Here is a 26,144-nt window from a genome sequence, read left to right as displayed (position 1 = left end):
GCAAGAGAACTGGAGTGCGCCGGTTCACCCGTTCAGCGACAGGAGAGCGAGCACCTGTCGAATGCATCTATCGGTCAGCGCAGTAGAGGCATGACTTCAACGTAGCGACGGGTAACCCTGCCTATAGACCCAATCTGTGGCCTGGGCGGGAGTGTGACAGGGCAGACAATCGCTGTGGTAGTCAGTCGCGGTAGTGCGGGTGGGAGCCCCCACGTCGAAATGGGACCATCCCCAACCGTCGCCCCACAAGGGATTGCCGGGGTGCCGTTTGGTGGAATCCTTCACCAAAACGAACCAACCGTTGAGCTTGTCCTGGTGGCTCGCCGTACCCGAGGTCATGGTATCCGTGCTTGCCTCGAACTGCTCCTTGACCAGCACGGTCCCGTCGGGAAACTTTCCAGTCTTTTTGAAAGCCTCGCGTGTTCCTGGCGATGCGTAGACCGCGTGGATCTGCTTGGCGCCAGGTTTGTCGTCATCCGCCACCGACCAACTGCCCAGATATTCGTAGAGCTCGCGATAGTCGCCCGGGACGTGCAGGTTGCCGGCGGCATCCTCCACGTTCGAAGACTTCGCGGGCCGCTCGTCGGCTGCAAGGACGAGCGCCACGGAGGCGCTGAAGGCGAGTGCGACCGAGACGACAAACAAACTCCTACGATTCATACGATGCTTCCTTCAGCGTTTTCGGTTTGGGATCCAGCAGTCGCCTCTCGGCGTCGCGGCGTGAAAGCGCGACGGCCTGCGTAGGAACGCCGCCTGTTGTCCGGAACGCTAGTCAGGCGCTCGCCGATCTCAAAATCGATTGTTCCGATTGGAGCATCGAACTTTCCCATAAATGGATTGGCGTCAGATTCTTCTGGACGATGCCGTTCAGGTTCAGCTTGTTGAAGGCGCAGACGCTTGGGCCCCTTCGCACGCATGCGTAGGCAGAGCTGTGCGGGCGTCTACCAGATGCTGCCTCCTGCCGGAGCTTGGTCCGTCATTACTAGGCTGTCGACAAGATGGTTGGTAAGCTCGTTGAGCACGCGGGAATTGCTCCGCTGCCCTTGTGAATAAGCCAGTTCGACTGCAGGCAACTGAGGGAGACTTCGTCCGTGAGGGACGATCTTAAGCGGGGGCTTGACCAGTGCGCGAGCGAGCACGGTAATTCCCATGCCGTCTATCGCCGCCGATTTGAGACTGTCGAAGCTGGGGCCGACAAAACTGATATGGCTGGGTGAACCGTGAGTTTTCAGAGAAGCGAGGGCGCAACGACGATACGCACAGCCGTCCGGAAACAATACCAGCGGTATGGAGTCCATCTCATCGCACTCGAAATTCGGCCCGGAAACCCACACCAACTGCTCGCGCTGAGCCACCGTGCCGAGCTTGGCGCCCATGTCCTGCTTGAAGAAAGCGAGGTCGAGTTCTCCGCGCGTGCTTCGTTTCTGCAATCCTTCCGACTGGTTGGCTTCCACCTCCAACCCGACCATCGGGTACTTCGCTTTGAACTGCGCGAGCCAGGCCGTGAGGTCGCGACCGAAGAAATCGAGCGGAACACCCAGGCGGACGAAACCATCGAGAGGTTCTTCCGACATCAACCGGCAGGCCTCGTCGTTAAGTTGCAGAATTCGTCTTGCATACTTTACTAGACGGTCTCCGTGCGGAGTGAGTTCCAAAACCTTGCCTTTGCGACGCGACAGCAATGGCTGACCTATTTGCCCTTCCAGTTTCGCGATTTGCGCACTGATGGTGGACTGAGACCGACCGACGATTTCGGCGGCCCGGGAAAAACTCATCGTATCCGCCACGACAAGAAGCGTGCGGAGACAGTCGATATCGAGGTTCATAGCCATCTCCATGATTGCTGTGCCGATCGCGGTCATTCATGCGTCGCCGATTTACGCAAGGATACATCGCGCCTTGGAGCGCGTCGGCTCGCTCGCTACCCGCCCCGTTCTGAGAGAGCTTCTGTCCGCACGATCGGGAAATCTATGTCGGTCTCAGCCACCTTGTTGAGGTAGTTCGTGAAGACGTTCTCGGCCACCAAGGCTACGATTTCGACGATCTGTGCGTCTCCGTAGCCGGCGAGCCGCACCGCGGACAGGTCGGCATCGCCGACATGACCACGCTTGCGAACCACTTTCGCCGCGAACCTCACCGCCGCATCCGCCTTCGGATCCTTGGATGCGCCCATTCGATTGAGGGCGATCTCCTCCGGAGGCAGCTTGGCGAAATTGATCGCGAGATAGCTGTGGGCCGACAGGCAGTAGTCGGAACCGTTGACTTGAGCCACCGCAAGAGCGATCCGTGCGCGTGTCTTGGAGTCCAGGGTCCTGGACAATCCGTCCTGAAACGCGACGAACGCTTCGAGTGCGACCGGGCTGCTACCGATCAGACGCGACAGATTAGGCACGACGCCGAGCTTCCGATAAATGTTGTCCAAGGTGGGTTTACTGGCTGCAGGCGCACCGTCGCGGGTCGATATTCGCAAGCGGGACATGATCTCTCCTTACAAGTTCATCCCAATTTCCTTCCGGATGGCGGGCGCAGCCGCAAAGCACCGCCCGCCATCGAGCCTCTTTTCCGAGGAGCGTTCGTACGCGGCAACTATTGGTGGGCTCGGCTTGCGACCGACTCGACGCGTCGGCGCGTGTCGCCCATCATCTCTCCCATCTGCTCGATCACTGCGTAGCGGACGTGCGTCGGCGCAGTATCCGCGTCGCCGGATTGGAACGGAGGGGCGGGCGCATATTCTAGGGCCAACTGCACGCACTGTGCGGCATCCTCACCGCGCAGTTCGGCGATCAGCGTCAGCGCGAAGTCGGCGCCGGCGGTGACGCCACCGCCCGTCAAGATGTTGCCGTCGCGAACGACGCGGGCTTTTTCGGGGATCGCACCGAATGCCGGCAGCAGGTCGAGCCACGCCCAGTGCGAAGATGCTCGACGTCCCCTAAGCAATCCGGCCGCTCCGAGGATCAGAGATCCGGAGCAAACAGAGGTCACGTAGGTCGCGGTGCTCGCCAGCCGGCGCACGGCCGACATGAAGCGGGCATCCTCCATGGCGTCGATGCAGCCGAGCCCGCCGGGGACGCAGAAAACGTCGCAGCTACCGATGGTTTCCAGATCGGCCAGCTTTGTGAAAGAGAGTCCGTGGGAAGTTACCGGCGTTGCTCCGATCGACGCGACGATCACCGTGATGTCAGGAATCATGGTCAGAAACTGATGAGGCGCGGTGAAGTCGAGCTGAGTTACTTCGTTGTAGACGGGAATCACGACGGTGGTCATTGATACCTCCTCAAAGCCGTGCTCTTTGACGGCGGGACTGTTGTCGGATGGGTTGCGTGTGTCTCAAACGGGGACGCGAAGATTTGGTCATCGCCCATTCGGGTATCGAACGCGGCAACGAATTCGTCGCTCACGAACAAACCTTGAAGCGATCTGCGCCGACGCGAGGTCCGGCCAGCGGAAGGCTGAAGGCCATCCGCCGGCCAGGCCGATACCTCGATCAAGCCGCTTTCCTGGTGTGAAGCTCCGGAAATGACGGGTCCAAGTCTGTTTTGAAGGTGTTGTTGAACAGATTGGTGATGAAGCTGAAGGCGGTCTCGGCGACGATGTCGATGATCTGCGCTTCGGTAAAGCCCGCAGCGCGAACGGCCGCGAAATCCGCATCCTCGATGTGACCGCGCGATTTGGCGACCTTGTAGGCGAACTGTAGCGCGGCATCGGCCTGGGGATCGGTGGAATGACCCTCGCGATTGAGCTCCATGTCCTCCTTGGTCAGACCGTTCAGCTTGCCGGCCAGATAGCTGTGGGCCGTCAGGCAGTAGCTGCAGCCGTTCACTTCGGCGGTCATGATGTGCAGGCGTTCGCGGGTCTTGTGGCCGATGCTCTTGCCGAGCGTCGCGTGCATATCCGCAATCGCCTTCAGGGCATCGGGCGACTGGGAGATCAGAGAGAAGAAGTTCGGCACCACGCCGAGAACCTTCACGTAGTTCTCAAGGATCGGTTGGGACTTGGTGGGGGCCTGTTGAATGGAAGGGATGGGGGCGCGAGCCATGAGGTTTCTCCTTTGCAACCGAGCCACCTTGGCTTCGGTGAGGAGAACATCGGATGTTTCATTGGAAAGAATAATCCGGTAAGAATGGAAGTGTCTCTTTCATGCTGTGGAAGGGGAAGCGGGGCCGTCGTGACCATCCTCTCATCCCAGCTTCGATAGGGCCGATCGCAGCTGGCTGGCGGCAAAGTCCAGAAAGACCCGCATCTTGAGCGGCAATTGCCCGCGTGCTGCGTGGACGAGGTGGACGGGAATGGGTTCGACATCGAACTTCTGCAGCACCTGGACGAGCTTTCCGGATCGAAGCTCATCGGCGCAATGATAGCGGTACACTCTGGTGAGGCCGGTGCGCCGGACTGCGGCCTGAACGGCGGATTCGGCGGCCGTGACCGATAGACGCGGAACGATGTCGACTCCAAATTCGCGCTTGTTCGCGGGATTCCGAAAGGACCAGATTGCGGAGGAAGGGCCAGTGAAGATCACACAGGGCAGCCTTTGTAGATCCTTCGGGTGTTTCGGAACGCCGTGAGCCGCCAGCAGGTCCGGTGAGGCGCACACCACCGTGTCCATAGCCCCGACGCGCGTCGCGATCATGCTGCTGTCCGGTAGTTCGCCCAGACGCACGGCCATATCGACGTGATCGTCGTATAGATGAAGGTTTCTGTCCGACAGAAGGAGCCGAACGTTGATTTCGGGATAGGCCGCTAGGAAGTCCGTGACGATGGGCAGAATGTACATCTGACCGAACAGGAGCGGCGCCGTCAGAACGAGCTCGCCGCGGGGAGTGGTGTACTCGCTGGATGCCGCTCTTTCGACTTCTTCGATTTCCTCCATGATGCGCTTAATCGAAGCAACATAAGACTGACCCGCGTCCGTCAGGGTGAGCTTGCGCGTCGAACGCTGCAGCAGCTTGGTCCCGAGATAGGCTTCGAGGTCGCTAAGTTTCCGGCTGAGCGTCGGCAGCGGCATGTTCAAGGCTTTGGCCGCCCCCGTCAGGCTGCCTTTTTCGACCGTCTGCAGCACGATCGACATCGCTTCCAGCCTATCCATCCCTGACTTTCATTTATTGGAAGCCACAATCTCTGAAACGAGAGATTATTTTTCCCTGCGCAACATTGCAAGGTGCGCTCAACAGTCCGCTCGCGCTGAAAGCGGGACTGCTGACGGAGTACCGATCATGACAACAACAGCATTGCTGTCCGCCGCGGCGCTTCTGGTCGAACGTGTTCTTCCGAGCCACGCGGATCTCTGCACGGAGTTGGGCAGAAATCGGACTGCCTGCGTCGGCGTCAGGGCGTTGGTGGCTCTTGCAGCCGCCATTATGCCGCCCGGTAGCCTGGCCGCGCAGGACCTGGTGGCCATCGCGTACTTGAACGTGGTCGTTCTCAATTCCATCGCCTACCGCCTGAGTTCGATGCGACCCGTCCGGATCTTTCGGGTCGGCGTCTTGAGGTCAGTGAAGGACGTTCTCGGTGCAACGGAGGCCGCGCTTCACCTTCCATGGAATTTCGCCCGCGTCCGTTCTCTACGTTCAATGCGCGCGGACGCGGCCGGCGGGCGCTAGGCTGCAGACGCACATGACACACGATCCCCATGACGCCGGTTCAGGAGCGATAGATCTGGATGAAGACGTGAGCTTCGCGGTGTACGCGACCGCCCTCGCGTTCAACAAAGCATACAAGTCGCTGCTTCATCCGCTTCGTCTGACGTACCCCCAATTTTTGGTGATGATCGTGTTGTGGGGGCGCGACAACGTCACCGTCAACGAGCTAGGCACTCGGCTCTTCCTCGACTCCGGCACTCTAACGCCCCTTCTGAAACGGCTGGAAGCCGCTGGGTACGTCCGCCGCGAACGCGATCCGACCGACAACAGACAGGTTCGCATAACTCTCGCTGATCCCGGACGGGCGCTCGAACCGGGGGCGAAGAGCGTCTCCGAGAAACTCTCGCGTGCTATCGATCTCGGGGCGGGCGGTACGATCTCTCTTAGGCATGCGTTGGCGACACTACGTCAAAAACTCGGTCGGCCGAGCGGTCATGCGTCATGAAGACGTCTGGCAGCAGGGAGAAAGTGACCCAAATGGTTGCAGCCGTGATCGCGTACGCGACTTAAAGAGCCGATCGCGATGCCGCAAAGTTCGACGTAAATCGAGGAGTCAAAGTCGGTGTCCATATCCAGCCACGCTCGTTCATGAACGTGACAAGTTTCTGGTAACCTTGAACCTTGTCAGGCGACCAGTTCTCGACGTCCTGCGCGAGCTTGTCGTCGCCGTCGAGATAGACGTTCGCGGAAATGGCGTAGGAATTGGGTGTGAGCTTGCCGGAGCCCTTATCGATTTTCACGCATTCGAAGGACTCGACTAAGAGCTTCCCGGTGATGTCCGGGTGCTCTTTTGTAAACTGACCGATGTCAGTGTTCATCTTCGTCCAAAGTGGCTGCAACATCGTCACGCGCTGGCGCGGATCTAGCATTGGTGCGGAGCGAAGCAAGCCTAGGAACGCGGGATTGGACGCGCGAACGCACCGGTCGGTGCCAGGCCGGCCCGGTTCTCCGAACTTGGCTTGGAGATACTCAAATGTCAGATATTGCTTGTTCTGTTGGGATTGCTGGATCCGAAAGAGAGAGCTATCCGCTGGCGGCGGCTTGTCGGGCAGGTCTGGCGAGCTGGTAGGAGCAACGAGCGTTCGATTGATGCCGATCTCGTCGTAGTAGGTTTGGACGAGACGGATGAAGCGCGCCCGTTCGATCGGCGTTAGTTCTTCGCTATTGAGCCGATCTTCCAGCGTTGAAATTTCGTCCATTATCTTGGTCTTCTGACTGATCAGATCGTCCTGAAATTTGGCCCAGCGCCTCGCCTCAGTTTCTTCAGCAAGATGAGCAAAGTAATCAGTAAACCGCAGGCGGGCGTTGATATCACGGTCAACGGCTTGGCTGACAAACCGGGTCATGAACTCCTTCTCTTGCTGCTTGATCGCGTTCGCCTGTTCTTGCCTTTTGATCTCAAGCTCGACGTTTCTGATGCGTTCGTCGACCATCTTGCCGTAGACGGTCACGGCTGCGGGAATTGCCACGGCGACACCGCGCTCGCCGCGATGACCTCTGATGGTTATGTCGGCAACGGCTCGCCGGATCGAGCCGACGCCCTCGTATGGATAATCGCTTTGGTGATGTAATTCGCGAAATCCGAGAGATCGAGCCGCCAAATTGGCAGGTTCTTTTGTTCGAGAAAGCGGACAGCGAGCGCCTTCGCGTCCAAGAAGGTTACGCCGTTCTTGTCGAGATCGCCGCAAGGATCGTGAGGCCAGAGCGGCACGCGCGCAGAAATCCATTCTGAGGCGCCGGTGCCAGCCACGATAGCCATGGGCGGATTTGCGGGGATAGCAAGTTTAATTCGGCCGTCGCAGCGGACCCCCAAAGTTGTAGAGCGGCTGTCGGCAGCAACCAAAAGTGCGCCTTTCGCTGGAACGAACGAAACAAGCGTACCTCGCGCGCCGGCCAGCGGCTCGGCTCCAACTGGCACGATAATGAAGGGGCGCGCCACGAGTGCGATGGTCAAAGCAATGCGAGAAAGAATGATGAACAAATACTGTCCCACCGAAAACCGGAGTGGGACAATCAAACCGAAAAGTCGAGGAATTTCAAACGCGATTTTGGAAGATGGCGCGCCACTCAGAACAAAACTGCGAACTCGTATGTAATTGAAATCGCTGTGTAATTCAGCCATGCATTGCTTAAGGGTTGAGCTTATCTTCAATAGGACAAGCGCGCCGGCTGGAAGGACATTGGGCCAAGAGAAAGCGAGTGGCCTCAAGTGCCGTCATGCAGCCGAGACCGGCGTGACAGCCTGCCGATAGACGCCGTCCCCCGCGTCGCCAGCCGCAAAGAGGCCTGGCCTGAGCGTCGCAAATCGGTGAGAGCTACGCTCGCCTGCGCTGATGATCGGAGGAACGAGAATACGTTTTGCTCCTTCAAACAGGTTTTTTTGCGCTCGAGCGCATTGGCGGCGCGCCGCAACGGCTCTAGGTAAACTGGCGATATTGACGATCGTCGAGAGCGGGAGACAAGGCAATGATACGGGATGAGAAGCTCCAACGGATCATCGAACGCGCTATTCAATCAGCTTTCGTTGATTTTCCAGACGCGGGAAACGGGACGGTGTGGCCGAAAACTTACAAAGAGCCCAACGAATGCAAGACTATCGCAACAGCTGTCCTCGCCGCTCTCGAAAATGCAGGCTACAGAATTTCGCTCGATGCAAACTGAGGCATCAAGGTAAGCCACCTAGGCCTCGATAAGGCCGCGCTCATAGCAGGCTTTATCGTAAGGAAAAACGACCGCCGGATCGGGTCTGTGGAGACGACGGTGCTTTCCCGGATAGTTCAGCCGCCACAGCACATCGCGAATGATATTAAGCCGCGCATGTTCCTTGTCACCGCCGCGGACCACGGTCCAGGGCGAGGTGACGGTGTGCGTCCGCTCCAGCATCTTGTCCCGTGCTTCGGAATAAGCTTTCCAAAGCTTCTGCGCCTTGGCATCGATGGGGCTCATCTTCCATTGCTTCAGGGGATCCCTTTGGCGGTCGGCGAGCCGTCGCTTCTGCTCCTGTTTCGAAATATCAAGATAGTACTTGAGCAGGGTGATCCCCGAACGCTCAATCATTGCTTCGAAACCCGGCACGGTCTCGAGGAATTCCTCGGTTTCCTCCTTGGTGCAAAAGCCCATGACACGCTCAACTCCAGCACGGTTGTACCAACTGCGATTGAACAGCACGATCTCTCCTGCCGCGGGCAAGTGCGAAACGTGACGCTGGAAGTACCATGAACACCGTTCCCGATTGCTCGGCGGCCCCAGCGCTACGACGCGGGTATCACGCGGGCTTAGATGTTCGACAATCGACTTGATTGTGCCATCCTTGCCGGCGGCGTCGCGACCTTCGACGATGACAAGGATACGCTGGCCGCGCTCAATCACGCAGCGCTGCAGCTTGACGAGCTCGATTTGCAGCCGGACCAGCAGCGCGTGATACCTATGGCGACTCAAATGTTGCGGAAGTGGTGGCCGGTTCTTCATGGTTCGATCCCTCCTAGTCGCCTCACTATCCAGGAATGTCGCGCGACACGAGGCTGTCCACACATTGCAGCAGGTCACACTTGTCGAATCCTATCGCACCGCGAACTGATGTTGTGCTTGCACATGGACACCCGTTAACATGCCCCTATGAATGAATCTCAGCGTTCTTGCACGGTGCCTCGTCCGGTTTCGGTCGTCTGGATCGACATTTGCATGGGCATCTTCAACTCGGCCATACTTCCCGAGGGGACCACCGGATAAGGGGCCTGGCCAGAGCCCGCCCCGATCGGAGCTTTCGTTGATTATGCTGAAGGTTCTTCACACGCCGACTTATCGATTCAACGAACAGGTGCACCTGTTGCCGCCGCTTGATGCTTCGTCCGCGCGAAAGCCGCGAGCTCCGCTTGATTTCGAGCAACGTCACGATGACGCCGCATGCGGCCTTGACCTGGGCGCACGATGTGTTTGGCAATGCAATCGCGACGGCCACGCTTCAGATGACAGCCTCCAACCTGGTGATCGCCAGCCTCGCGGAGCTTCAGCTCGACGCGGTTGCATGGCCGGTGTTCGATATCGCTGTCTCGGCCATGTCTTACCCATTCCACTATTCGGATGACGATTGGACCGATCTCGGCGCCCTGGCTCTCCCCCAGTACTCGGACACGGCGGGGGTCCTACGAAATTGGGCACAAATGTTCATTCGAGGAGGTCGGACCGATACGCTGTCGCTGCTAAAGGACCTGAGCGTCGGCGTTTCGGAAGCTGTCCGGTACCAGAGCCGTGAGGATGAGGGTACCCAAACGCCGGTAGAAACATTAAATCGTGGCTGGGGATCATGCCGGGATTTGGCGGTGCTGTTCACCGAAGCAGCACGCATGCTCGGGTTTGGAACCAGGATCGTCTCCGGCTATCTTTACAATCCAGAGAAACAGAGCGTCGGATCGAGCGATGCGGGATCAACCCATGCGTGGGCCGAGGTCTTCGTACCGGGCGCCGGCTGGATCACTTTCGACCCGACGAATCGTAGCCTCGGCGGCTTCAATCTGATCCCGGTCGCGGTCGCGCGCGACATCCGGCAGACGATTCCGGTGTCCGGCAGCTTCGTCGGCAGCATCTGCGCCTTCGCCGGGATGTCCGTAGAAGTTCTTGTCACATCATAGATCGACGCATTGGACCTTCGGCAGCCTTTCTGATCAGTCGTTCAGCTTCAAGGCCCTCACGTTTTCTAGAAGGGCCTTCAGGCTCCTGCTCATGATGGGCATCGCCTATTGCGCCTACTCGTCAGTGGGGCTTGGGCCAAAGAGTGACATTGCGATGAGTGATGCCGTCCTAATCTGATGGCAAATTCCCTTTCGTTAAATTTTCTTGAATGAGCAATTTTGACCATGAGCTCGCGCGGCGTTGCAGCACAATACTTCTTGCCGCCCTGCTCTCGGCATCCATCGGTGATTGAGAGAATGTTTGCGAGGGCCGCGGCTATAGCCAATTGATTCCCGCTAACGGCAACACCCGCTGAAGGATCGCCGCTAGGCAGAATGGAATTGGGCGATTGGCACAACCTGTCGACAGACTTTCGGGGCTGTCACTGATCCACGCGGATCCACACGCAACAAACAAATCGGCGATAGCTGGAACTCTTGTCGGCGTGCCCTGTTCATTCTTTGTCCGATTCCGGACGCATAAGAATTGGTGGATACTATGAAAAGAATTCTATTAGCGACAGTCGCTGTTCTCGCATTCGCTTCTCCGTCATTCGCGGCGGAGACTGGCAAAACCGTTGGCCAATCGCCCTCCTCGTTCTACCTGGCTCAGGATACTGCGACCATGAAGTGTCAGATTGTCGAGAGCCAGCCTGCTACCGGCGGCAGCATGAAGGTTGTCGGCGTCGCCCACACGACAAAGGCCTCGGCAGAAGCCGCTTTGAAGGCGGACAAAACTTGCGCCAAGTAATCGGCTAAGTCGCGGCGCGAGTACAGAGGCGGGTCAGTGAGTTCGCTTAGAACCACGAATCCTCGGATCCGCCCCCACCAGCGCTTCGAGCACTCTGGGTCGAGGTTCTTTATCGGCCAGCGGCACGCAATCGACTTCCCCCGCTTGAGATGCTCCAAGTTCGAGAGGATACGACCATGAACCAGCAGACAATGAAATACGCGATTGCGGTCGCGCTCTTCGGTGCGGCGATGCTCGGCTCGGTGCTGCCTTCGGGGGCAGCTCCGATCTCGCCGAGCACGACTCTTCTGACACAAGCGGCTTCTTCGTCCGGGGTGACAGAAATCTACTACCGACGCCACTACCGCGGTCGTGGCTACTACGGCGCTCCGGGGACCGCAATTGGTCTTGGCATCCTGGGTGCCGCGGCTGGAGCCGCCGCTTATGGAGCCTACGGTGGTAGCTATTACGGGCCGGGCTACTATGCGCCAGGCTACTACGGCGGCACGTATCCCTATCGCCGCCAATACTACGCCCCGTATTGAGCGCACGAGCGACGCTGTTTGGGCGTGGCAACCTCTGTCACAGACCATGCCCACTCAACGCGCGCTCGAGCGCGATGGCGCGGCTGCGCCCTTGTGATCCGGTCAACTGCATCGGCCCCTCCCATCCGGGGTCGCCTGCAGACTTATGCAGGAGTCGGCGAATCGCAAGACAGACAAAACTTGCGCCAGGGAGCTAAAGGCGCGAGCGCGGGGCGGGTCTATCGGCTCGACCAGCAATCCCGAAGCGACTGACTCGTCCCGGCAACGCCACGGGCACCGCTGACCACGAGCCAGACAATACCAAGGCTGCCTCTCTCAAGCTCAAACTGCCTCCTGCTCCGCGTCCGCCGCGCTGGGTGGCATTTCAATCGAGAAGAAGTAGCACAGCACTTGCCCAGTGATGCCGCCGACAGTCGTCGCCGGAAGCTTGAAGATCGCGCACTCAACTCGGACTACCGTGAGACCCAATATCCACAAGGTCCCACCAAAGGAGTCGGACAATGTCGATCGGACTTATCCTCATCATCCTCCTCATCATCTTCCTGCTTGGTGGCTTCAGCGGCCGCTTCGGCGGCTACGGCTACGGCTATGGCCACGGTGGGATGGGGGTCATCGGTACCATCCTGGTCATCCTCGTCGTATTGCTACTTCTGGGTCGGCTCTGACCCTCGCAGGGTCAGCTGTGTCGACCGGGCGCCTCCCAAAATTTCCTTTCCCCGGCGTACCGGGTCCCAACGAGCTCGACCAGCTGAAGCCGACAATGCCCGCCGATGAAGGGGTGTTTGTGCCTGCCTCGGTCCTGCTGCAGCGGCTGCACGACGAGGCACCGGCAAGATCGCTTTACCCTGGGCTGGCTGATGGGTCGCCTACACAAGCGCTCCTTCGGCCCTATTATGCTGCTGCTCGCTGTGGTCGCTATTGCACCGGGTGTCTCGATCGTAGCCGGCCTGCTACTCATGATCCCCGCGTCCCAGATGATCGCGGTCTTCGGTCTAATCACGGGGGCGACCAACCAGTGCGGAGCTATGCACTTCCCAAAATCCAGTAACGGTGGGGTGCGTCCTGACTGGTTTGGTAACAATTCTCACCCGCCACCCGGCGGCAAAGTTAAAGTGCTGGTTTTGAGATATTGCACAAGGCGTCGTCCTCACGGAAATCCATGAAACGGCGAGAATTCATCACGCTTCTCGGCGGCCGCTTTTTGCTGGTTCCTGCAAAAAAGGCCCGGCATTTCTGCCAGACCTTCGTTATTGTTGAGCTCTGAACGAGTTGGACTTAAAAATCCATACCACCCATGCCGCCACCTTGAGGCATGCCGCCACCGCCGGCATTCTTCTTTGGCAATTCGGCCACCATGGCTTCGGTAGTGATCAGCAGCGCCGCAACAGAAGCCGCATTCTGAATCGCCACACGAACGACCTTGGTCGGGTCGATGATGCCCTTGGTGACCAGGTTGCCGTACTCGCCGGACTGGGAGTCAAAGCCGTAGCCATACTGATCCTTCTCCAGGATCTTGCCGACGATCACCGAGCCGTCTTCGCCGGCGTTGATCGCGATCTGGCGCGCCGGATAGGATAGCGCCTTGCGCACGATCTCGACGCCGGTCTTCTGGTCATCGTTCTTGGTGCGCAGCCCCTTGAGATGCTCGGAGGCACGCAGCAGGGCGACGCCGCCGCCCGGCAGGATGCCTTCCTCGACGGCCGCGCGGGTCGCATGCATCGCGTCATCAACGCGATCCTTGCGCTCCTTCACCTCGACCTCGGTCGCGCCGCCGACGCGGATCACCGCGACGCCGCCTGCGAGCTTGGCAAGACGCTCCTGGAGCTTCTCACGGTCGTAGTCCGAGGTGGTCTCCTCGATCTGCGCTTTGATCTGGTTGACGCGCGCCTCGATGTCGGCCTTCTTGCCGGCGCCGCTGACGATGGTGGTGTTCTCCTTGTCGATCATCACCTTCTTGGCGCGACCGAGCATGGCGAGCGTAACGTTCTCCAGCTTGATGCCGAGATCTTCCGAGATCGCCTGGCCGCCGGTCAGGATCGCGATGTCCTGCAGCATGGCCTTGCGGCGATCGCCGAAGCCCGGCGCCTTGACGGCCGCGACCTTCAGACCGCCGCGGAGGCGGTTCACGACCAGGGTCGCGAGCGCTTCGCCCTCGACGTCTTCCGCAATAATCACAAGCGGCTTGCCACTCTGGACCACGGCTTCCAGCAGCGGAAGCAGTTCATTCAAGTGAGACAGCTTCTTCTCGTTGATGAGGACGTAGGCGTCTTCCATTTCGGCGCGCATTTTGTCGGCGTTGGTGACGAAGTAGGGCGAGATGTAGCCGCGGTCGAACTGCATGCCCTCGACCACCTCGAGCTCGGTCTCGAGCGACTTGGCTTCTTCAACCGTGATGACGCCCTCGTTGCCGACCTTCTTCATGGCGTCGGAGAGGAACTTGCCGATCTCAGCATCGCCGTTGGCGGAGATGGTGCCAACCTGGGCGATCTCTTCGTTCGAGGTGACCTTCTTGGAGTTCTTCACGAGATCGGCGACCACGGCTTCCACCGCGAGGTCGATGCCGCGCTTGAGGTCCATCGGGTTCATGCCGGCGGCAACCGCCTTCGCACCTTCACGGACGATCGCAGCCGCAAGCACGGTCGCGGTGGTGGTGCCGTCGCCGGCCGCATCCGCCGACTTGGAGGCGACTTCTCGCACCATCTGCGCGCCCATGTTCTCGAACTTGTCTTCAAGCTCGATCTCCTTGGCGACGGTGACGCCGTCTTTGGTGATACGGGGGGCGCCGAACGACTTGTCGAGCACGACGTTGCGGCCCTTGGGACCGAGCGTGACCTTGACCGCATTGTTGAGAATCTCGACACCGCGCAACATGCGGTCGCGGGCATCGACGCCGAACTTAACTTCTTTGGCCGACATAATGATCTCCGTTTTCAACTGTCAAATCCGAAAGACCGCGCGACTCGGCGAGCTCTTTAGGGACGTGAGTTCAACTTGCGGGCCTTATCCTTCTCCTTCGAGACGCTGGCTGCTTGGGATAAGGAAAACAGACTGGCGCTTAGGCGACCTTCTTCTTGGCGGCGGGCAGCTCGGTGAGAACGCCCATAATGTCGCTTTCCTTCATGATCAGCAGTTCCTGACCATCGAGCTTGATCTCCGTACCTGACCACTTGCCGAACAGGACGCGGTCGCCAACCTTGAGATCGATGGGAAGCAGCTTGCCGGATTCGTCGCGGCCGCCTGGGCCAACCGCCGTGATCTCGCCCTGCGAAGGTTTTTCCTTGGCGCTGTCCGGAATGATGATGCCGCCAGTGGTCTTCTCTTCGGCTTCGATACGCTTGACCACAACGCGGTCGTGAAGCGGACGGAATTTCATGCTGCCCTCCTGTTTTCTTGTTGTTGTTGCTTTGGACGAAATGGCAGTCGTGGCCAGCGAGTGCTAATCAGCACATAAGCCGCCGCAAGGGGACGTACAAGACCGTCCCGAAACGATATTCGCTCAGAGCATCACGAAATAGCTGCCAAGACCGCGGCGGCTAAGGATCCGGTGAAGGCCAGCTGTGTGGTGCGAAAGTCGTTGGACGCCGCGTCATCAAATTTAAGAAAGCTTCCCATCGCGCAGGGGCATTGCGTTGTTCTCGACGTGCGCCAGAATACGCCGGACGTCGGTCGCTTCTTGTGCAGCCATTCAGCGGTGCTTGTCGAGATCGAGTGGCTCGTCACTAACGAGGCGCGTCGGCATCAATGCGCTGAGCGTCAGCCAAATCGACCGGGTTGATGGAAATCCTCTCCACCGTTGAAGTGCGCGGCGGCGCCGCCGGCACCGTGATCATAGTGGCAACGCGGCGAAACGCCTCGAACGACAATCCTTCGATCATCTCCTCATCGGTGATGACCTCGTAGGCACCCGGAGGCAGGAGGCGGTCGATGCCCTTGATCCGGAAGGGATGCTTGAAGGTGACCGTTTCGCGTCGGGAGCGCATGGTCATGATCGGCTATCCTTCAGAAACGGCTTTGCATCGGCGCGATCGTGAAGCAATCCGTTTACAGTGCTCTCTGTGCCGAGATTAGCTATCTCTTTATCATAAGATGGCTGCGAAGTCACCAAACACAAGGCAATACACATCGCGGATTTGTTATAGATGCCGGCGGACGAAATGCTTGCTGATGCCAAGTGAAAAAATGCGAGTTGGCGATCGGCAAGCATCGCGACTCGGAGAGAAGAAATGCTATCTCGCAAATCTACCAGCCGAGATAGACTTGCGGCGGTTGGCTACAACCGTCATGGCGCGATGGGACGGTTCTGGCACGGTCTTCATCGTCACGCTCTTATGACGATGATTGCTTACGCCTTCTTGCAGCACTTCCGCATTGCCAAGACGGGGCGCAAAAATGAATCGACGGCCACCACCTCAGCCCAACCTGCCAGCCGCGCGTCCCGCCATCGTCGCTCTCATTCTTCAGCCATCAGATCCGCGATACGGATACTGCAGAACACAGGTCAGCGAAGAGCAAGGCGTGAAAAAATCTGCCAAAGTCGTGTTAGCGCCCACCCGAAGCGCCTTTATGATCGTGCAGGAAACGGGCGATCCGCGTCTTCAACACGGTGGCGTCGTGCGATTTGCCCGAGGCCGCGTGCTCGAAGAGCCTGCGCTGGACGTCAGTAGGCAGATCATTCCATTCGCTGACAAGGGCGGCACCCAGACATTCCAGGACTCTGAGCTCCACATCGCGCAAATCGCTGGCTTCATAGGGTAAAGGCCACGCCAACTCCTGCGCTCCGCCTTCCTCGTCCCAACGGTCGAGAGCGGTTGCCATTTCTTCTCCCGACGTTGGCCTTCGACCTTTCTTTTTGACCATTCTGTATAGTCGCACATGTCGGCATTAAGCGCCATTCGCTCGATCGCGGGGCGATCCGAAGCGCCAATCCTTCCAGTACCGAGAATGCCGCGGCCGCGGAACTCGGTAGTTCGCCCATCAGTTATTGCAACGGTTTGTTCGCGCGGCGTACAGACTCAAGGTTCACCATGGATGTGATCGTTACACCCGCAGAGGGAGGCACGGTTTGGCAGCTGACGGACCTGCTCGGCCGCTCGATGGGGCGCATCACGGCAAGCGCTCCCCGTCAATTCATGATCTATCCGGGGGGCCACGCCTCGGAAACTATGGCCGGCATACAGCAAGGGCCGCACGCCTCGCTCGACGCCGCACTGGCTGAGATCGAAAGGCACACCCGGGGCGTCTGCCGGCGCAATCCTGGCGAAGATCAGCTTTAGACAGCGCCCAACAATCCAGCTCGTCGCTAGAGTATCTACTGCGAGAGGATTTATGTATTTTACAAGTAACACCCTGATCTTGCGGCTCAATGTCCATGCGTCGCGCCCGACCTCAAGCGCCCAGATTGCCTGATGACGTGACCATCGGTTCCGGTAGAAGGACTTGTGGATTTTCGCGTGAGGACCGAGGCGAATGTGGGCTCCGGCGGATGTCACCGCTCGATCATTTGCGGTGCCGTGTTCGCCGAGATCTTTTGGCGGCTGGGCTTGACGCAACCCTGACAGTGCGGAGGGAACCCGCTTGAGCCGCTTGGTCATCGTCTCCAACCGTGTCGCCTTGCCGGCGGAAGCTGCGCAGCGCAGCGGCGGGCTTGTGACCGGCCTCGTCGACGCTCTGCATCAGGCTGGAGGCTTATGGTTCGGGTGGAGTGGCAAGCTTGGAGAAACAACACCAGAGCCGAACGCTTTTGAGACCGAGGGAGTGACGTACGCTACCGTCGATCTTACCCGCGCGGACCATGACGGCTACTACAGCGGCTTCTCCAACGCGGCACTGTGGCCCTTATTCCACTATCGCCTTGACCTCATGAACTTTACCCGCCGGGACTTGGCCGCCTATCGACGGGTGAACGCCCTGCTCGCCGACGCCCTCGCGCCCCTGCTCAGGCCGAGTGACCTCGTCTGGGTGCATGACTACCATCTGATCCCGATGGCCGAGGAACTTCGCCGCGCCGGGGCCACACAACGGATCGGGTTCTTCTTGCATACGCCGTTTCCGTCGTTGGGGGTGCTGGCGACCCTTCCTCACTACAGCGACCTGCTGAAATCACTGTACGCTTACGATCTCGTCGGCTTCCAGACGGTGGAGGATTTGACCGCCTTCCATGACGCCATCCTTCGCCGCGCAGGCGGCAAGGTTTCGTCCGATGGCCACGTTCACGCCTTCGATCGGGATCTACGCGCCGGCGCCTTCCCGATTGGTATCGATACTGAAGCCATCGCCGACATGGCCGGTCGCGCTGTGAAATCCCGAACGGCACGCCGGCTGCAGGAGAGTCTCCGGGGGCGCAAGCTCATCATTGGGGTTGACCGGCTCGATTACAGTAAGGGACTCGAGCACCGGTTCAAAGCGTTCGCCGCCTTTCTCGACGGCTATCCCGCGTACCGCAACCACGTCCGCTTCCTGCAGATCGCCACCGCAACGCGCAGCGACGTTCCTGAATACCGTGCGCTGCGGCAGAGGCTCGGTGCGCTGGCAGGCGACGTGGCCGGTCGCTTCGCGGAACTCGATTGGGCACCGATCCAGTATTTGAACAGGAGCTTTTCGCAGCGCTCGCTCGCTGGCTTCTTTCGGCTCAGTCGCGTCGCTCTTGTCACTCCGTTGCGCGACGGAATGAACCTGGTTGCCAAGGAGTATGTCGCTGCACAGGACCCCGATGACCCCGGCGTGCTCATTCTCTCACCCTTCGCCGGCGCGGCCTATGAACTCGACGCTGCCGTGATCGCCAACCCGTATGACCCCGACGCCGTCGCCGAAGCATTGCAGACAGCGCTGAGGATGCCACTTGGGGAGCGATGCGAGCGTTGGCGGACCATGATGGCGGTACTACGCCGCAATAGCATTGCGGCGTGGCGCGAGAGTTTTCTTGGCGCTCTCAGCCGCTAACTTGGGATGTCGTCCGGAACGTAGCATCGGTGCAGCAAGTCGCGATAATCTCGTTCGTCAACGAGGTTGCCCCAGTCCGCCGATAAGGTGTTACTTCGAAATCATCTCCCCGGCGGAAATGATCCACGAGTGACGGGACCACTTGCATCCGCTTCATCGTCGCGCTGAACCAGATAGACCAAAGGCAAGTCGCCCACAGTTCTCCGCTTTCGCGTCAACGTAGTACACTTCTCCTGCTTCCCATCCCAAAGCGGCCTGTACCGGATCGTCATACCCCTCTTAACTGTGGATGCAACGAATGACCAACGAGCAAAGCCACAAAGTGCACCTAGGTCCCGAAGATCAGGAGCGGTTGCGAGAACTTCGGGCGCAAAAGCCAGCCCGCAACGTACCCAAGCTCGCACTGACGCCGGGCGCGATGCTTGCCGACCGGGTTGCTGAAACAGTTGGTTCTTGGCGCTTCATCATCATCCAAAGCGTCCTTCTTGGCATTTGGATCATTCTGAACATGATAGCATTCATCAACCATTGGGACCCCTATCCCTTCATTTTGCTGAACTTGGTCCTTTCTTTCCAGGCAGCCTACGCAGCGCCCATCATCATGATGAGCCAGAACCGCCAATCTGAGATTGACCGCAGGCACGCAGAACACGACTACCGAATAAATGTGAAGGCTGAACTCGAGATCGAATTGCTGCACAACAAGATTGACGCCTTGCGTGAGCAAGAAATCTTGCAGCTACTCAACATCATTCAGCGTTTGTCCGCGCACCTTGCGCCCGAGCTTGTCGCGGCTATCGAGGCCGAAGCGGTGCCGGGTAAGACCTAGGCGGTGACGACTTGTCTGTCATGGACCAGAAGGGAAGCGGGAAGCACTGATGTTTATCGGGCACGAGATTTTCATTCCCGCTCTATCGTCGAGGTTGTCAGTTAGAGGGCACTTGTAGCGCTGACACTATCGAGGCGACGCCAAGTTCGACCGGATCCGCCAGTCAAGGCACAGGCTGCTCGCGATGTTCCTGAAGCAGTTCGTCAAGTCGTTTTTCGCACCACGTGAACACCTTCGCCTCGGCCAAGGCAACGGCCCCAGTGCGGGGGCATCTGAGGCCGCTAAGCCTTCCGCCGGGCATTGGGGCAAAATGTCGACCGGTCAGTGGGCTTGGTTCTCGAAGATAAGATCTCCGATTGCGGAGGACCAAGAAGTCCCAAGATCAATCGTTCCAGCCGTTTGAGAATATTGCCTGTCCTAACTTGGGCAATATTCGAAAGACTCAGGACGTGCCCCTCCGCCCTCGGGGCTCACCGCCGGCACTGACTTGCCATTTGGCGGAAGCGATGACTTCGGTGCGTCGCCGTCTTTGGGTAGCGCTCGGACAAGCAATCCGCTCGAGCATGCCAGCACGCTACGCCGATTCTGCACCTGATGAATAACTCCCGCTTTGGGTCACCTCGTTGCGGAAGATGAAACCAATTGACCTTCCCGCGACCAAAACGGCTATCTATTGATCCGGGGGTGGTCAATATTGACCAGCAGCTGTAAGAGTTTCAGGTCATATTTCGCCAAAATGGGGGTTGGCGGATCGATGCAGTCACTCGACGATAAGCTTTTTTACCTCCAATCCATTTCAAAGGATCTCAATACACAGCTGCTCACTTTGATCGCTTTGCGAGAGAGCACCAACGAGGCCTACAGAAAGATCGCCTATCGGGGCAGGCAGGCGGCGTCGACGCGCGAGAGAGAGAATTTAACCGCAATCTTCCTGTTCTACGCTTTGCAGAACTTACTTATGTCGGTCGACGCTCGCTCCTCCAACTGCTAAATAGGCCGAAGTCGCTCTTGCGCAGTGAGCCGAAGCGCGAATCAGGTTGAGCTGGACTCGCCACCGGTTGGACCTCGCTGGTCCCAGAGAATGACGGACCAGGCTCTTTCGTGAAGATAGTAGAGGATCATTTTTCGTGATCGCTTCAGCGCCGGCGATCGAGCCTGCAACCTTTACGCTGCCCGTGAAGATGAAACTCAGCACGAAGGTGTCGATACTACCGGTAATCCTCCAACTGACGGCCTTGACGATAGAGCGAAAATGGGAATCTCGTACCCGAATGAACATCGGTTCCTCCCGCTCCCGGCGTCGGCATAAGATCTCGAGACCTACGGGCAACGAACTGTATCAAAAAAGCAAAAGGCCGGGCGTCGCCATCCGGAGCTTCGGCTCGGCGACGATGGCCATCCTGCTGATCAAGAGAGCTGCCACCGAGGAGGCATTCCGGGTCGCATTGGGCACTTTTGTCGGGGTCGATATCGATCTTGTTCTCCGAATTGTTGTTGAATGTACTGTGAGTCGAAACCGTATTGTACTGATCCTCCAGGATCTTGCCGCCACGACCGAGCTGTGGTTTCGCGGCTCTGCTTATCGCCAAGCGCAGGTCATTCTTCTACGATTGTGGTACTGAGCGCACATGACTCCAGTCGCGGCCCTCTCGTGGTCCAGGTCTCAGGCCAGTCTATGAAATGCTGGCGGCAACGCCTCCCGAACGAGTTCACTTAGATCCAAAGCCTCGCCGCTTTCCGTAATGTCAGAGAATAGAACCTCGACAAAGGGATGCTGGCGGTTGAATGCGGCGCCTCGCTGGTATTTCGCGCTCACAATCCGCTGAAGTGCGGCAAGGTTCAGCCTGCCAAGCGCATTGTATTGATCGCGGAACAGACTTTGTCGTCCTCCACGATGCTCGACAGACTCCGCCCAAACGTCCATCACCTTCCGGCCCATGAACGCCTCGACCCGTTCATTTCCATCCAGAGCAAAAAGCCGTAGCCCGTCCATGGTGTGTGGTCCGTCATCAACTCGAAACTGTGTAAATGACATGGGAGTCCTCCTGTTATGTAAGCATCCGGTGAGGACCGCGTAGCGGTCACTCAGGCTGCTTGGTTGACTTGCTTATTTCGGTCGCGCCAATTCCAGGGCAAAAGTTCGTCGAGCCGTTGTACGGGATGTGCAGCGATGCGTGCCAGGACGTCGGCGAGCCAAGCTTGTGGATCCACGTCGTTCATTTTGGCTGTGACGATCAGGCTGTACATCATCGCGGCACGGTCGCCGCCGCGGTCGGAGCCACAGAACAGCCAAGACTTCCGCCCCAGGGCGATGCCGCGCAGGGCTCGCTCGGCGGCGTTGTTCGACAGGCAGATGCGGCCATCGTCGAGGAAGCGGGTAAACGCATCCCAGCGCTTGAGCATGTAGTCCATCGCCTTGGCAACGTCGTTGCGCCGGGAGAGCTTGGCGCGTTGTTCACGCATCCAGACTTTCAGATCGGCCATCAGCGGCGCGCTCAGCTCCTGGCGGACGGCCCGGCGCCGTTCGGGCGTCTCGCCGTTGATGCCTCGCTCGATCTCGAACAAGGCGTCGATCCGACGGACTGCTTCCAGTGCCAGAGGCGAGATCACCGCTGGCTTTTTGCCTTGTACCTTGCGGCGCGCATTCTCCGCCAGATCAGCCATCACGAAGAACGGTCGTCGGGCATGGACCCAACACGCCGCTTCCAGGATCGGACCTACGTTGCGGCTCGGGTCGTAAAGCTTGCCATAGCCGCCATAGGCATCGGCCTGGAAGATGCCGTTGTAGCCGGCCAGATGGGCCTGGGGATGCTCGCCCGCGCGATCGCGCGAGTAATAAAACACTGCTCCCGGCGGGGCCTGCCCGCCAAAAGGCTTGTCGTCGCGTACATAGACCCAGATGCGGCCGGTGTCGGTCTTGCCTTTGGCCAGGACCGGCACCGTCGTGTCATCCCCGTGCAATCGCTCGGCACTCAGCACATGGGCCTCGAGGCGCCGGAACAAGGGCGTCAGCGCAACAGTGCAGCCACCAACCTGGTCGGCGAGGGTCGACAGGCTGATCGGCACGCCTTCCTTGCCATAGCGTTCGGCCTGACGGTTCAGCGGCTGGTGCTGGCCGAACTTCTCGAACAGCACCATCGCCAGTAAGCTGGGGCCGGCCCAACCACGGTCGATGACGTGGAACGGCGCCGGGGACTGGCTGATCTTCTCGCAATCACGGCAGCTGAACTTCTCCCGGACGTGCTGGATCACCTTCCAGGACTTCGGGATCACCTCCAGCGTCTCGGTGATGTCCTCCCCGAGCTTGGACAACCTCGCTCCGCCGCAGCAGGCGCACGCCACAGGTCCCGGCACGAGCACCCGCTCGCGAGGCAGATGGTCCGGGAACGGCTGGCGCGACGGCCTCTTGCGCGTGAACGAGGCCACCTTCGTCGTCTTGGCCGCGGCCATTTCGGCAGCGAGTTCGTCCTCAGTCGCTGAGGCCTCGAGCTCCTCCAGCGTCAGTTCGAGCTGATCCAGCAGCCTTGCGGTACGCTCCGAGCGAGGGCCATAACGATCACGGTTCAGCTTTTCGATCTGCAGCTTCAGGTGAGCGATCAGAGCATGGTCGTCGGACTGCTGGGCGCGAACGCTGGCGAGTTCGGCGCGCGTCGCCAGCAACGCCGCTTGCAGCGCCTCAATGTCTTCCGGCAGCTTCTGGGGACCGTCACCCATGCACCGATGGAATCACAAAAGCGACGATTTGGCGTGCGCTTTTTGCAATCTCACGGGACTATTGCGCAACCTATCCTGCGCTCTGCGGCCGCCAGCTGTGTTGGGGATTGCGCCAGTCGATCGCCTCCAGCAAATAGCCCATCTGAGCTGCGGTCAGCGATACCACGCCATCCACCGTCGCCGGCCAGATGAAGCGGCCACGGTCCAGTCGCTTGGCGTAGAGCGACAGCCCGATCCCGTCGTGCCAAAGGGCTTTGATCAGGGTGCCAGCACGACCACGGAACACAAAGACGTCGCCGGCAAAAGGATCCCGCCCCAGCCCCTCCTGCACCAGCAATGCCAGACCCTGCATGCCTTTGCGCATGTCAGTGTGACCGGTTGCGATCCAGATCCTCGCCCCTGCCGCGATCGGGATCATCGCCGCTCCAGCAGATCCAATACGCGAGACAACGCGGTCATATCAACGCCGGCGTCCACGATCACCCGACAGGCCTTGCCGACGACAATCTCCATGCGTCCGCTCGCTGGCCCCGCTAAAGTTACTGGCGGCGCCGGCGGTTGGTCCGGCATCACCATCGCTGGCACAAACGCTGGCTGAGGTTGTTCAGTATTGCTCGTCCGCGTCCCAAACGATCGTCGCCAAGTCAACAGGAGCGAGCGCGAGATGCCGTATCGTCGTGCTGTCGACGAGACCGCGCGCGGGGCCTGCAAACTCTCCAGAACGATCTTGAGTTTCTCATCATCGGTCCAGCGACGGCGACGGCCAGTCTCGACAACCTCGAACCGTTCAATCTGAGCACTGAACTTATTGCTGTCCATAAGGGCTGTTACACAGCACTGGTATTAACCCGACAAGGCGGCCCTCACCGGAGGGAGACCCTGTTATTGACGTCTATTTTCATCGGCAGCCACGTCGCGGACTGCGCCTCCCTCGTTGTCCCACCGTGACAGAGCCAGAGCGACCGTTCTCGCATCGCTAGGCGTGCCTTCTGTTAAAGGCAGTTTGCCGCGACCGGCATCATCCTTGTGCTTATGCAGAAATCGGGCGATTTGCCCGCGGAGCGCCGCCGTCTCCAACAACTTGCCGACCGACCCGGCGGTGTCGAAGATCTCTCGCCGCAGCGTCGTCGGCAGGGCGTTCCATTGCATGATGATGGCCGCGCCGAGACAACGCAAAACGAGCTCTTCTTCGGCCGCAAGGGCTGCGCCGCTCGATCCGTCCTGCTCCGCAACGTGCACTGCATTGTCATAGTCGTCCGCCAGACCCTGCTCGTTATCCGCGAGCGAGGCAAGTCGGTCCTGCAGTTGTTGAAATTTACGGATCTCAGCCGGACCGATCGAACGCTTAATCAGTTCGCCGTACTCGACTGCCTTTGCACGATATTGCTGAGATTTAAACATGCCGGGCCCCTTTCGTTGAAAGTCGCGGCCCATTCCGACCAACTTCGATGGTTGATCAGACATACATAGATATGGGGACCAAAGGTTCGAATAACGAGCCCAGGGCACAAATAAACTGGTACGAAAAGACCGCGCTAGTTGGCAATGGTTGGCGTCTAACGCTCGTGTCTCTCAAAGAGGCTCGCCGCTACAGCTGATTACAATCATCCCGTCAAATTCTCATGAGTGAGCAATATTGACCAGCGGGCCGCGCTCCGAGTCGATACTGCTGTGATCACCGCCGACCGTTGGAACCCATCGGTGACAGAGAGTTGGATAGTGCGCCCGCCCTGTCCCACAGGGGGCAAGTTTGCCCGATCACAAGCAAAGACCCTATCACCTCGCGCGGCGGCGCAGCCTCGTTGTCCCAAATGGCAGTCGCGTACAGAGGTGCGAAACGTTGCGGTGGCCCATGCTCGGTTCGAGAACTGGACCCTGCGTTGCATCAGGTGCGCCCATATTCATGAGGCGCAGATAGCCGCCGACCCGATGAAGTCCGGTGCTGTCGATTGGGACACAGCCACCTGCGAGGGCCGCAGTAAGGATCATGACATGACAGAGCTGCCGCGCAACGATCTCGGTAGTCACGATTGGGCTGCCCGGGCATCTGAGGCTCTGGCACGGGCAGAGAAGTTGCCGGCCGGATCGATGCGATCCGAAGCCATCAGAAAAGCCGAACAACTTGGCTTTGCCGCTGACATGAGGAAATGGCTGATACCGAAAAAGCCCAACGGCGCACCGAAAGTGACCGGCTGACCGCGATCCAAGACATAGGACGCGTCCTCAACTCGGAATGGCAAACTGCCTTCCCACGCCGATCTCTGGGCTGGGTAGACGTGCACAGGTGGACGGTTGATGGCAAAGACTTATTCCTCGTCCCGCGTCTCAGCACCTGATCGATCCGAAATGTCGACTGGGCGAGGTTCATTCGCGCGCCGATACCGACTGCGGATGCAACGAGTTCGGCGAAGATCACCATGCGGATCGCGTAGCCGATCACCGATTTCGTGGTAAGGAAAATGTAGGCCACAATGTGCGGGAGAATGAGATAGCGAAGCACCTGCCAACGCGACGGGCGGAAGCTCTCGATCATGTCGACGAGCTCCTTCGGTAACGCGCGTACGCCTTCGTAGACATTGAGAGCGTAGAACGGCAGCAGGATGACGAGAAGAATGAAGAAAATGCGTGATTCCGGATTTTTGAACCAGAACACCGCAATCAGCATCCACGACAGCGCGGGAATTCCGGTATCGATAACGACGATGGCCTTCAGATATGGGCGAACGGAAGGAAACATTCCCATCGCGAGACCGATCAACACCCCCGCAACCATCGCAATCATGACGGAAATGGCGAGACGGGCGAGTGTGACGGCAACGTGGTAGGGATCCGAAAAGAACAGCTCCCTTGCCGCGTTCCAGACGGTCACGGGCGACGGCATGATGTAGTCCGGCACGAAGCGGCTGGTGATTTCCATTGCGGCAAGAAGGACGACGACAACAGCGCACGTCGCGAAAATATCGCGTCTTCCCTCAGGATTCTTCCGCGCTGCGGCCACTCCGGCCAGCGGCTTAACGAGTTCCGCAGCGACTGATCGCTCCGGACGCGAGGTTCGATCGGCTTCTACCGCAATGGACATCGGTC

30 protein-coding genes and 2 pseudogenes are annotated in these 26,144 nt (G+C 59.0%); 12 read left to right on the top strand and 20 right to left on the bottom strand.

Annotated features, from left to right (window positions below; all coding sequences use genetic code 11):
* Nucleotides 1–96 precede the first annotated feature (96 nt).
* The 6 genes from AAFG16_RS08180 to AAFG16_RS08155 all read right to left on the bottom strand — a co-directional run bounded on the left by AAFG16_RS08180 (nt 97) and on the right by AAFG16_RS08155 (nt 5,065).
* Nucleotides 97–660, bottom strand: coding sequence for a cytochrome P460 family protein (locus AAFG16_RS08180; protein WP_220003189.1), 564 nt, complete (start codon nt 658–660; stop codon nt 97–99).
* Between the two features lie 281 nt (nt 661–941).
* Nucleotides 942–1,862 (bottom strand): LysR substrate-binding domain-containing protein, encoded by a 921-nt coding sequence (locus AAFG16_RS08175; protein WP_228749555.1) that lies wholly within the window; start codon nt 1,860–1,862, stop codon nt 942–944.
* Between the two features lie 59 nt (nt 1,863–1,921).
* On the bottom strand, nt 1,922–2,479 hold the full coding sequence (locus AAFG16_RS08170; RefSeq protein ID WP_220003188.1) for a carboxymuconolactone decarboxylase family protein: 558 nt from the start codon (nt 2,477–2,479) through the stop codon (nt 1,922–1,924).
* Nucleotides 2,480–2,586: 107 nt separating this feature from the next.
* A complete protein-coding gene (locus AAFG16_RS08165; RefSeq protein ID WP_220003187.1) occupies nt 2,587–3,264 on the bottom strand; it encodes a DJ-1/PfpI family protein in 678 nt (225 codons plus the stop codon).
* A 220-nt stretch (nt 3,265–3,484) separates the two neighbouring features.
* Complete coding sequence (locus AAFG16_RS08160; RefSeq protein ID WP_342738580.1) at nt 3,485–4,036, bottom strand: peroxidase-related enzyme; 552 nt, start codon at nt 4,034–4,036, stop codon at nt 3,485–3,487.
* A gap of 141 nt (nt 4,037–4,177) precedes the next feature.
* Nucleotides 4,178–5,065, bottom strand: coding sequence for a LysR substrate-binding domain-containing protein (locus tag AAFG16_RS08155; RefSeq protein ID WP_312016668.1), 888 nt, complete (start codon nt 5,063–5,065; stop codon nt 4,178–4,180).
* A 145-nt stretch (nt 5,066–5,210) separates the two neighbouring features.
* On the opposite strand from AAFG16_RS08155, the gene AAFG16_RS08150 reads away from it, so the two are divergent.
* Complete coding sequence (locus tag AAFG16_RS08150) at nt 5,211–5,597, top strand: hypothetical protein (protein WP_342738575.1); 387 nt, start codon at nt 5,211–5,213, stop codon at nt 5,595–5,597.
* 13 nt (nt 5,598–5,610) lie between these two features.
* Nucleotides 5,611–6,081: a MarR family transcriptional regulator gene (locus AAFG16_RS08145; RefSeq protein ID WP_342738573.1), complete on the top strand. Its 471-nt coding sequence runs from the start codon at nt 5,611–5,613 to the stop codon at nt 6,079–6,081.
* 61 nt (nt 6,082–6,142) lie between these two features.
* Here the strand turns inward: AAFG16_RS08145 and AAFG16_RS08140 are convergent, their stop codons facing one another.
* The gene (locus tag AAFG16_RS08140) at nt 6,143–7,105 is read right to left on the bottom strand and encodes a hypothetical protein (RefSeq protein ID WP_342738571.1); all 963 of its coding nucleotides are present in this window, start codon (nt 7,103–7,105) and stop codon (nt 6,143–6,145) included.
* A gap of 35 nt (nt 7,106–7,140) precedes the next feature.
* A complete protein-coding gene (locus tag AAFG16_RS08135) occupies nt 7,141–7,758 on the bottom strand; it encodes a hypothetical protein (protein WP_342738569.1) in 618 nt (205 codons plus the stop codon).
* 344 nt (nt 7,759–8,102) lie between these two features.
* Between AAFG16_RS08135 and AAFG16_RS08130 the strand changes: the two genes are divergently transcribed.
* The gene (locus tag AAFG16_RS08130; RefSeq protein ID WP_038935057.1) at nt 8,103–8,297 is read left to right on the top strand and encodes a hypothetical protein; all 195 of its coding nucleotides are present in this window, start codon (nt 8,103–8,105) and stop codon (nt 8,295–8,297) included.
* A gap of 18 nt (nt 8,298–8,315) precedes the next feature.
* On the opposite strand, the gene ppk2 is transcribed toward AAFG16_RS08130, so the two are convergent.
* Entirely contained in the window at nt 8,316–9,104 is a 789-nt protein-coding gene (ppk2, locus tag AAFG16_RS08125) for a polyphosphate kinase 2 (protein ID WP_038935056.1), read from the bottom strand.
* 298 nt (nt 9,105–9,402) lie between these two features.
* Here ppk2 and AAFG16_RS08120 point away from each other — a divergent pair.
* The 3 genes and pseudogenes from AAFG16_RS08120 to AAFG16_RS08110 all read left to right on the top strand — a co-directional run bounded on the left by AAFG16_RS08120 (nt 9,403) and on the right by AAFG16_RS08110 (nt 12,243).
* Nucleotides 9,403–10,264, top strand: a pseudogene (locus AAFG16_RS08120) (transglutaminase family protein).
* Nucleotides 10,265–11,230: 966 nt separating this feature from the next.
* Complete coding sequence (locus tag AAFG16_RS08115) at nt 11,231–11,578, top strand: hypothetical protein (RefSeq protein ID WP_342738567.1); 348 nt, start codon at nt 11,231–11,233, stop codon at nt 11,576–11,578.
* A 500-nt stretch (nt 11,579–12,078) separates the two neighbouring features.
* Nucleotides 12,079–12,243 carry a DUF3309 family protein gene (locus AAFG16_RS08110; protein ID WP_018646276.1) on the top strand — a complete coding sequence of 55 codons (165 nt, stop codon included), beginning with the start codon at nt 12,079–12,081 and terminating at the stop codon, nt 12,241–12,243.
* A 610-nt stretch (nt 12,244–12,853) separates the two neighbouring features.
* Here AAFG16_RS08110 and groL read toward each other — a convergent pair.
* The 3 genes from groL to AAFG16_RS08095 all read right to left on the bottom strand — a co-directional run bounded on the left by groL (nt 12,854) and on the right by AAFG16_RS08095 (nt 15,564).
* On the bottom strand, nt 12,854–14,494 hold the full coding sequence (gene groL / locus AAFG16_RS08105) for a chaperonin GroEL (RefSeq protein ID WP_342738564.1): 1,641 nt from the start codon (nt 14,492–14,494) through the stop codon (nt 12,854–12,856).
* Between the two features lie 139 nt (nt 14,495–14,633).
* Nucleotides 14,634–14,951, bottom strand: coding sequence for a co-chaperone GroES (locus AAFG16_RS08100; RefSeq protein ID WP_038958098.1), 318 nt, complete (start codon nt 14,949–14,951; stop codon nt 14,634–14,636).
* A 346-nt stretch (nt 14,952–15,297) separates the two neighbouring features.
* On the bottom strand, nt 15,298–15,564 hold the full coding sequence (locus tag AAFG16_RS08095) for a hypothetical protein (protein WP_342738561.1): 267 nt from the start codon (nt 15,562–15,564) through the stop codon (nt 15,298–15,300).
* Between the two features lie 132 nt (nt 15,565–15,696).
* Between AAFG16_RS08095 and AAFG16_RS08090 the strand changes: the two are divergent.
* Nucleotides 15,697–16,089: pseudogene (locus AAFG16_RS08090) on the top strand (IS701 family transposase); the annotation flags it as partial.
* 28 nt (nt 16,090–16,117) lie between these two features.
* Here the strand turns inward: AAFG16_RS08090 and AAFG16_RS08085 are convergent.
* Nucleotides 16,118–16,393, bottom strand: coding sequence for a hypothetical protein (locus tag AAFG16_RS08085; protein ID WP_342738559.1), 276 nt, complete (start codon nt 16,391–16,393; stop codon nt 16,118–16,120).
* 209 nt (nt 16,394–16,602) lie between these two features.
* Between AAFG16_RS08085 and AAFG16_RS08080 the strand changes: the two genes are divergently transcribed.
* The 4 genes from AAFG16_RS08080 to AAFG16_RS08065 all read left to right on the top strand — a co-directional run bounded on the left by AAFG16_RS08080 (nt 16,603) and on the right by AAFG16_RS08065 (nt 20,337).
* Entirely contained in the window at nt 16,603–16,851 is a 249-nt protein-coding gene (locus tag AAFG16_RS08080; RefSeq protein WP_225004675.1) for a hypothetical protein, read from the top strand.
* Between the two features lie 301 nt (nt 16,852–17,152).
* Nucleotides 17,153–18,517, top strand: a complete 1,365-nt coding sequence (otsA, locus tag AAFG16_RS08075) for an alpha,alpha-trehalose-phosphate synthase (UDP-forming) (protein ID WP_342738556.1) — start codon at nt 17,153–17,155, stop codon at nt 18,515–18,517.
* A 298-nt stretch (nt 18,518–18,815) separates the two neighbouring features.
* Entirely contained in the window at nt 18,816–19,346 is a 531-nt protein-coding gene (locus AAFG16_RS08070) for a DUF1003 domain-containing protein (protein WP_038935046.1), read from the top strand.
* A gap of 754 nt (nt 19,347–20,100) precedes the next feature.
* Nucleotides 20,101–20,337, top strand: a complete 237-nt coding sequence (locus AAFG16_RS08065) for a hypothetical protein (protein WP_342741119.1) — start codon at nt 20,101–20,103, stop codon at nt 20,335–20,337.
* On the opposite strand, the gene AAFG16_RS08060 is transcribed toward AAFG16_RS08065, so the two are convergent.
* Nucleotides 20,299–20,541, bottom strand: a complete 243-nt coding sequence (locus AAFG16_RS08060) for a hypothetical protein (RefSeq protein WP_342740871.1) — start codon at nt 20,539–20,541, stop codon at nt 20,299–20,301. The genes AAFG16_RS08065 and AAFG16_RS08060 overlap by 39 nt on opposite strands.
* On the opposite strand from AAFG16_RS08060, the gene AAFG16_RS08055 reads away from it, so the two are divergent.
* Nucleotides 20,474–20,968 (top strand): hypothetical protein, encoded by a 495-nt coding sequence (locus AAFG16_RS08055; RefSeq protein ID WP_342741118.1) that lies wholly within the window; start codon nt 20,474–20,476, stop codon nt 20,966–20,968. The two genes, AAFG16_RS08060 and AAFG16_RS08055, sit on opposite strands and share 68 nt — an antisense overlap.
* A gap of 41 nt (nt 20,969–21,009) precedes the next feature.
* Here AAFG16_RS08055 and AAFG16_RS08050 read toward each other — a convergent pair whose 3' ends face one another.
* The 6 genes from AAFG16_RS08050 to AAFG16_RS08025 all read right to left on the bottom strand — a co-directional run bounded on the left by AAFG16_RS08050 (nt 21,010) and on the right by AAFG16_RS08025 (nt 26,139).
* On the bottom strand, nt 21,010–21,381 hold the full coding sequence (locus AAFG16_RS08050; protein ID WP_018643682.1) for a hypothetical protein: 372 nt from the start codon (nt 21,379–21,381) through the stop codon (nt 21,010–21,012).
* A 50-nt stretch (nt 21,382–21,431) separates the two neighbouring features.
* Nucleotides 21,432–23,060 carry an IS66 family transposase gene (locus AAFG16_RS08045; protein WP_194482923.1) on the bottom strand — a complete coding sequence of 543 codons (1,629 nt, stop codon included), beginning with the start codon at nt 23,058–23,060 and terminating at the stop codon, nt 21,432–21,434.
* Between the two features lie 70 nt (nt 23,061–23,130).
* On the bottom strand, nt 23,131–23,478 hold the full coding sequence (gene tnpB / locus AAFG16_RS08040; RefSeq protein ID WP_080134400.1) for an IS66 family insertion sequence element accessory protein TnpB: 348 nt from the start codon (nt 23,476–23,478) through the stop codon (nt 23,131–23,133).
* Nucleotides 23,475–23,879 (bottom strand): transposase, encoded by a 405-nt coding sequence (locus AAFG16_RS08035; protein WP_080134401.1) that lies wholly within the window; start codon nt 23,877–23,879, stop codon nt 23,475–23,477. The genes tnpB and AAFG16_RS08035 overlap by 4 nt, the downstream gene beginning before the upstream one ends.
* Nucleotides 23,880–23,942: 63 nt before the next feature.
* On the bottom strand, nt 23,943–24,461 hold the full coding sequence (locus tag AAFG16_RS08030; protein WP_244553930.1) for a hypothetical protein: 519 nt from the start codon (nt 24,459–24,461) through the stop codon (nt 23,943–23,945).
* 703 nt (nt 24,462–25,164) lie between these two features.
* Nucleotides 25,165–26,139, bottom strand: coding sequence for an ABC transporter permease subunit (locus AAFG16_RS08025; protein WP_342738550.1), 975 nt, complete (start codon nt 26,137–26,139; stop codon nt 25,165–25,167).
* Nucleotides 26,140–26,144: the final 5 nt, after the last annotated feature.

Origin of the sequence: Bradyrhizobium sp. B117 (genome assembly GCF_038969555.1) — a bacterium.
GTDB lineage: Bacteria > Pseudomonadota > Alphaproteobacteria > Rhizobiales > Xanthobacteraceae > Bradyrhizobium.
The sequence above is the reverse complement of the archived record's forward strand: the minus strand, read 5'-3'. Positions and strand labels throughout refer to the sequence as shown.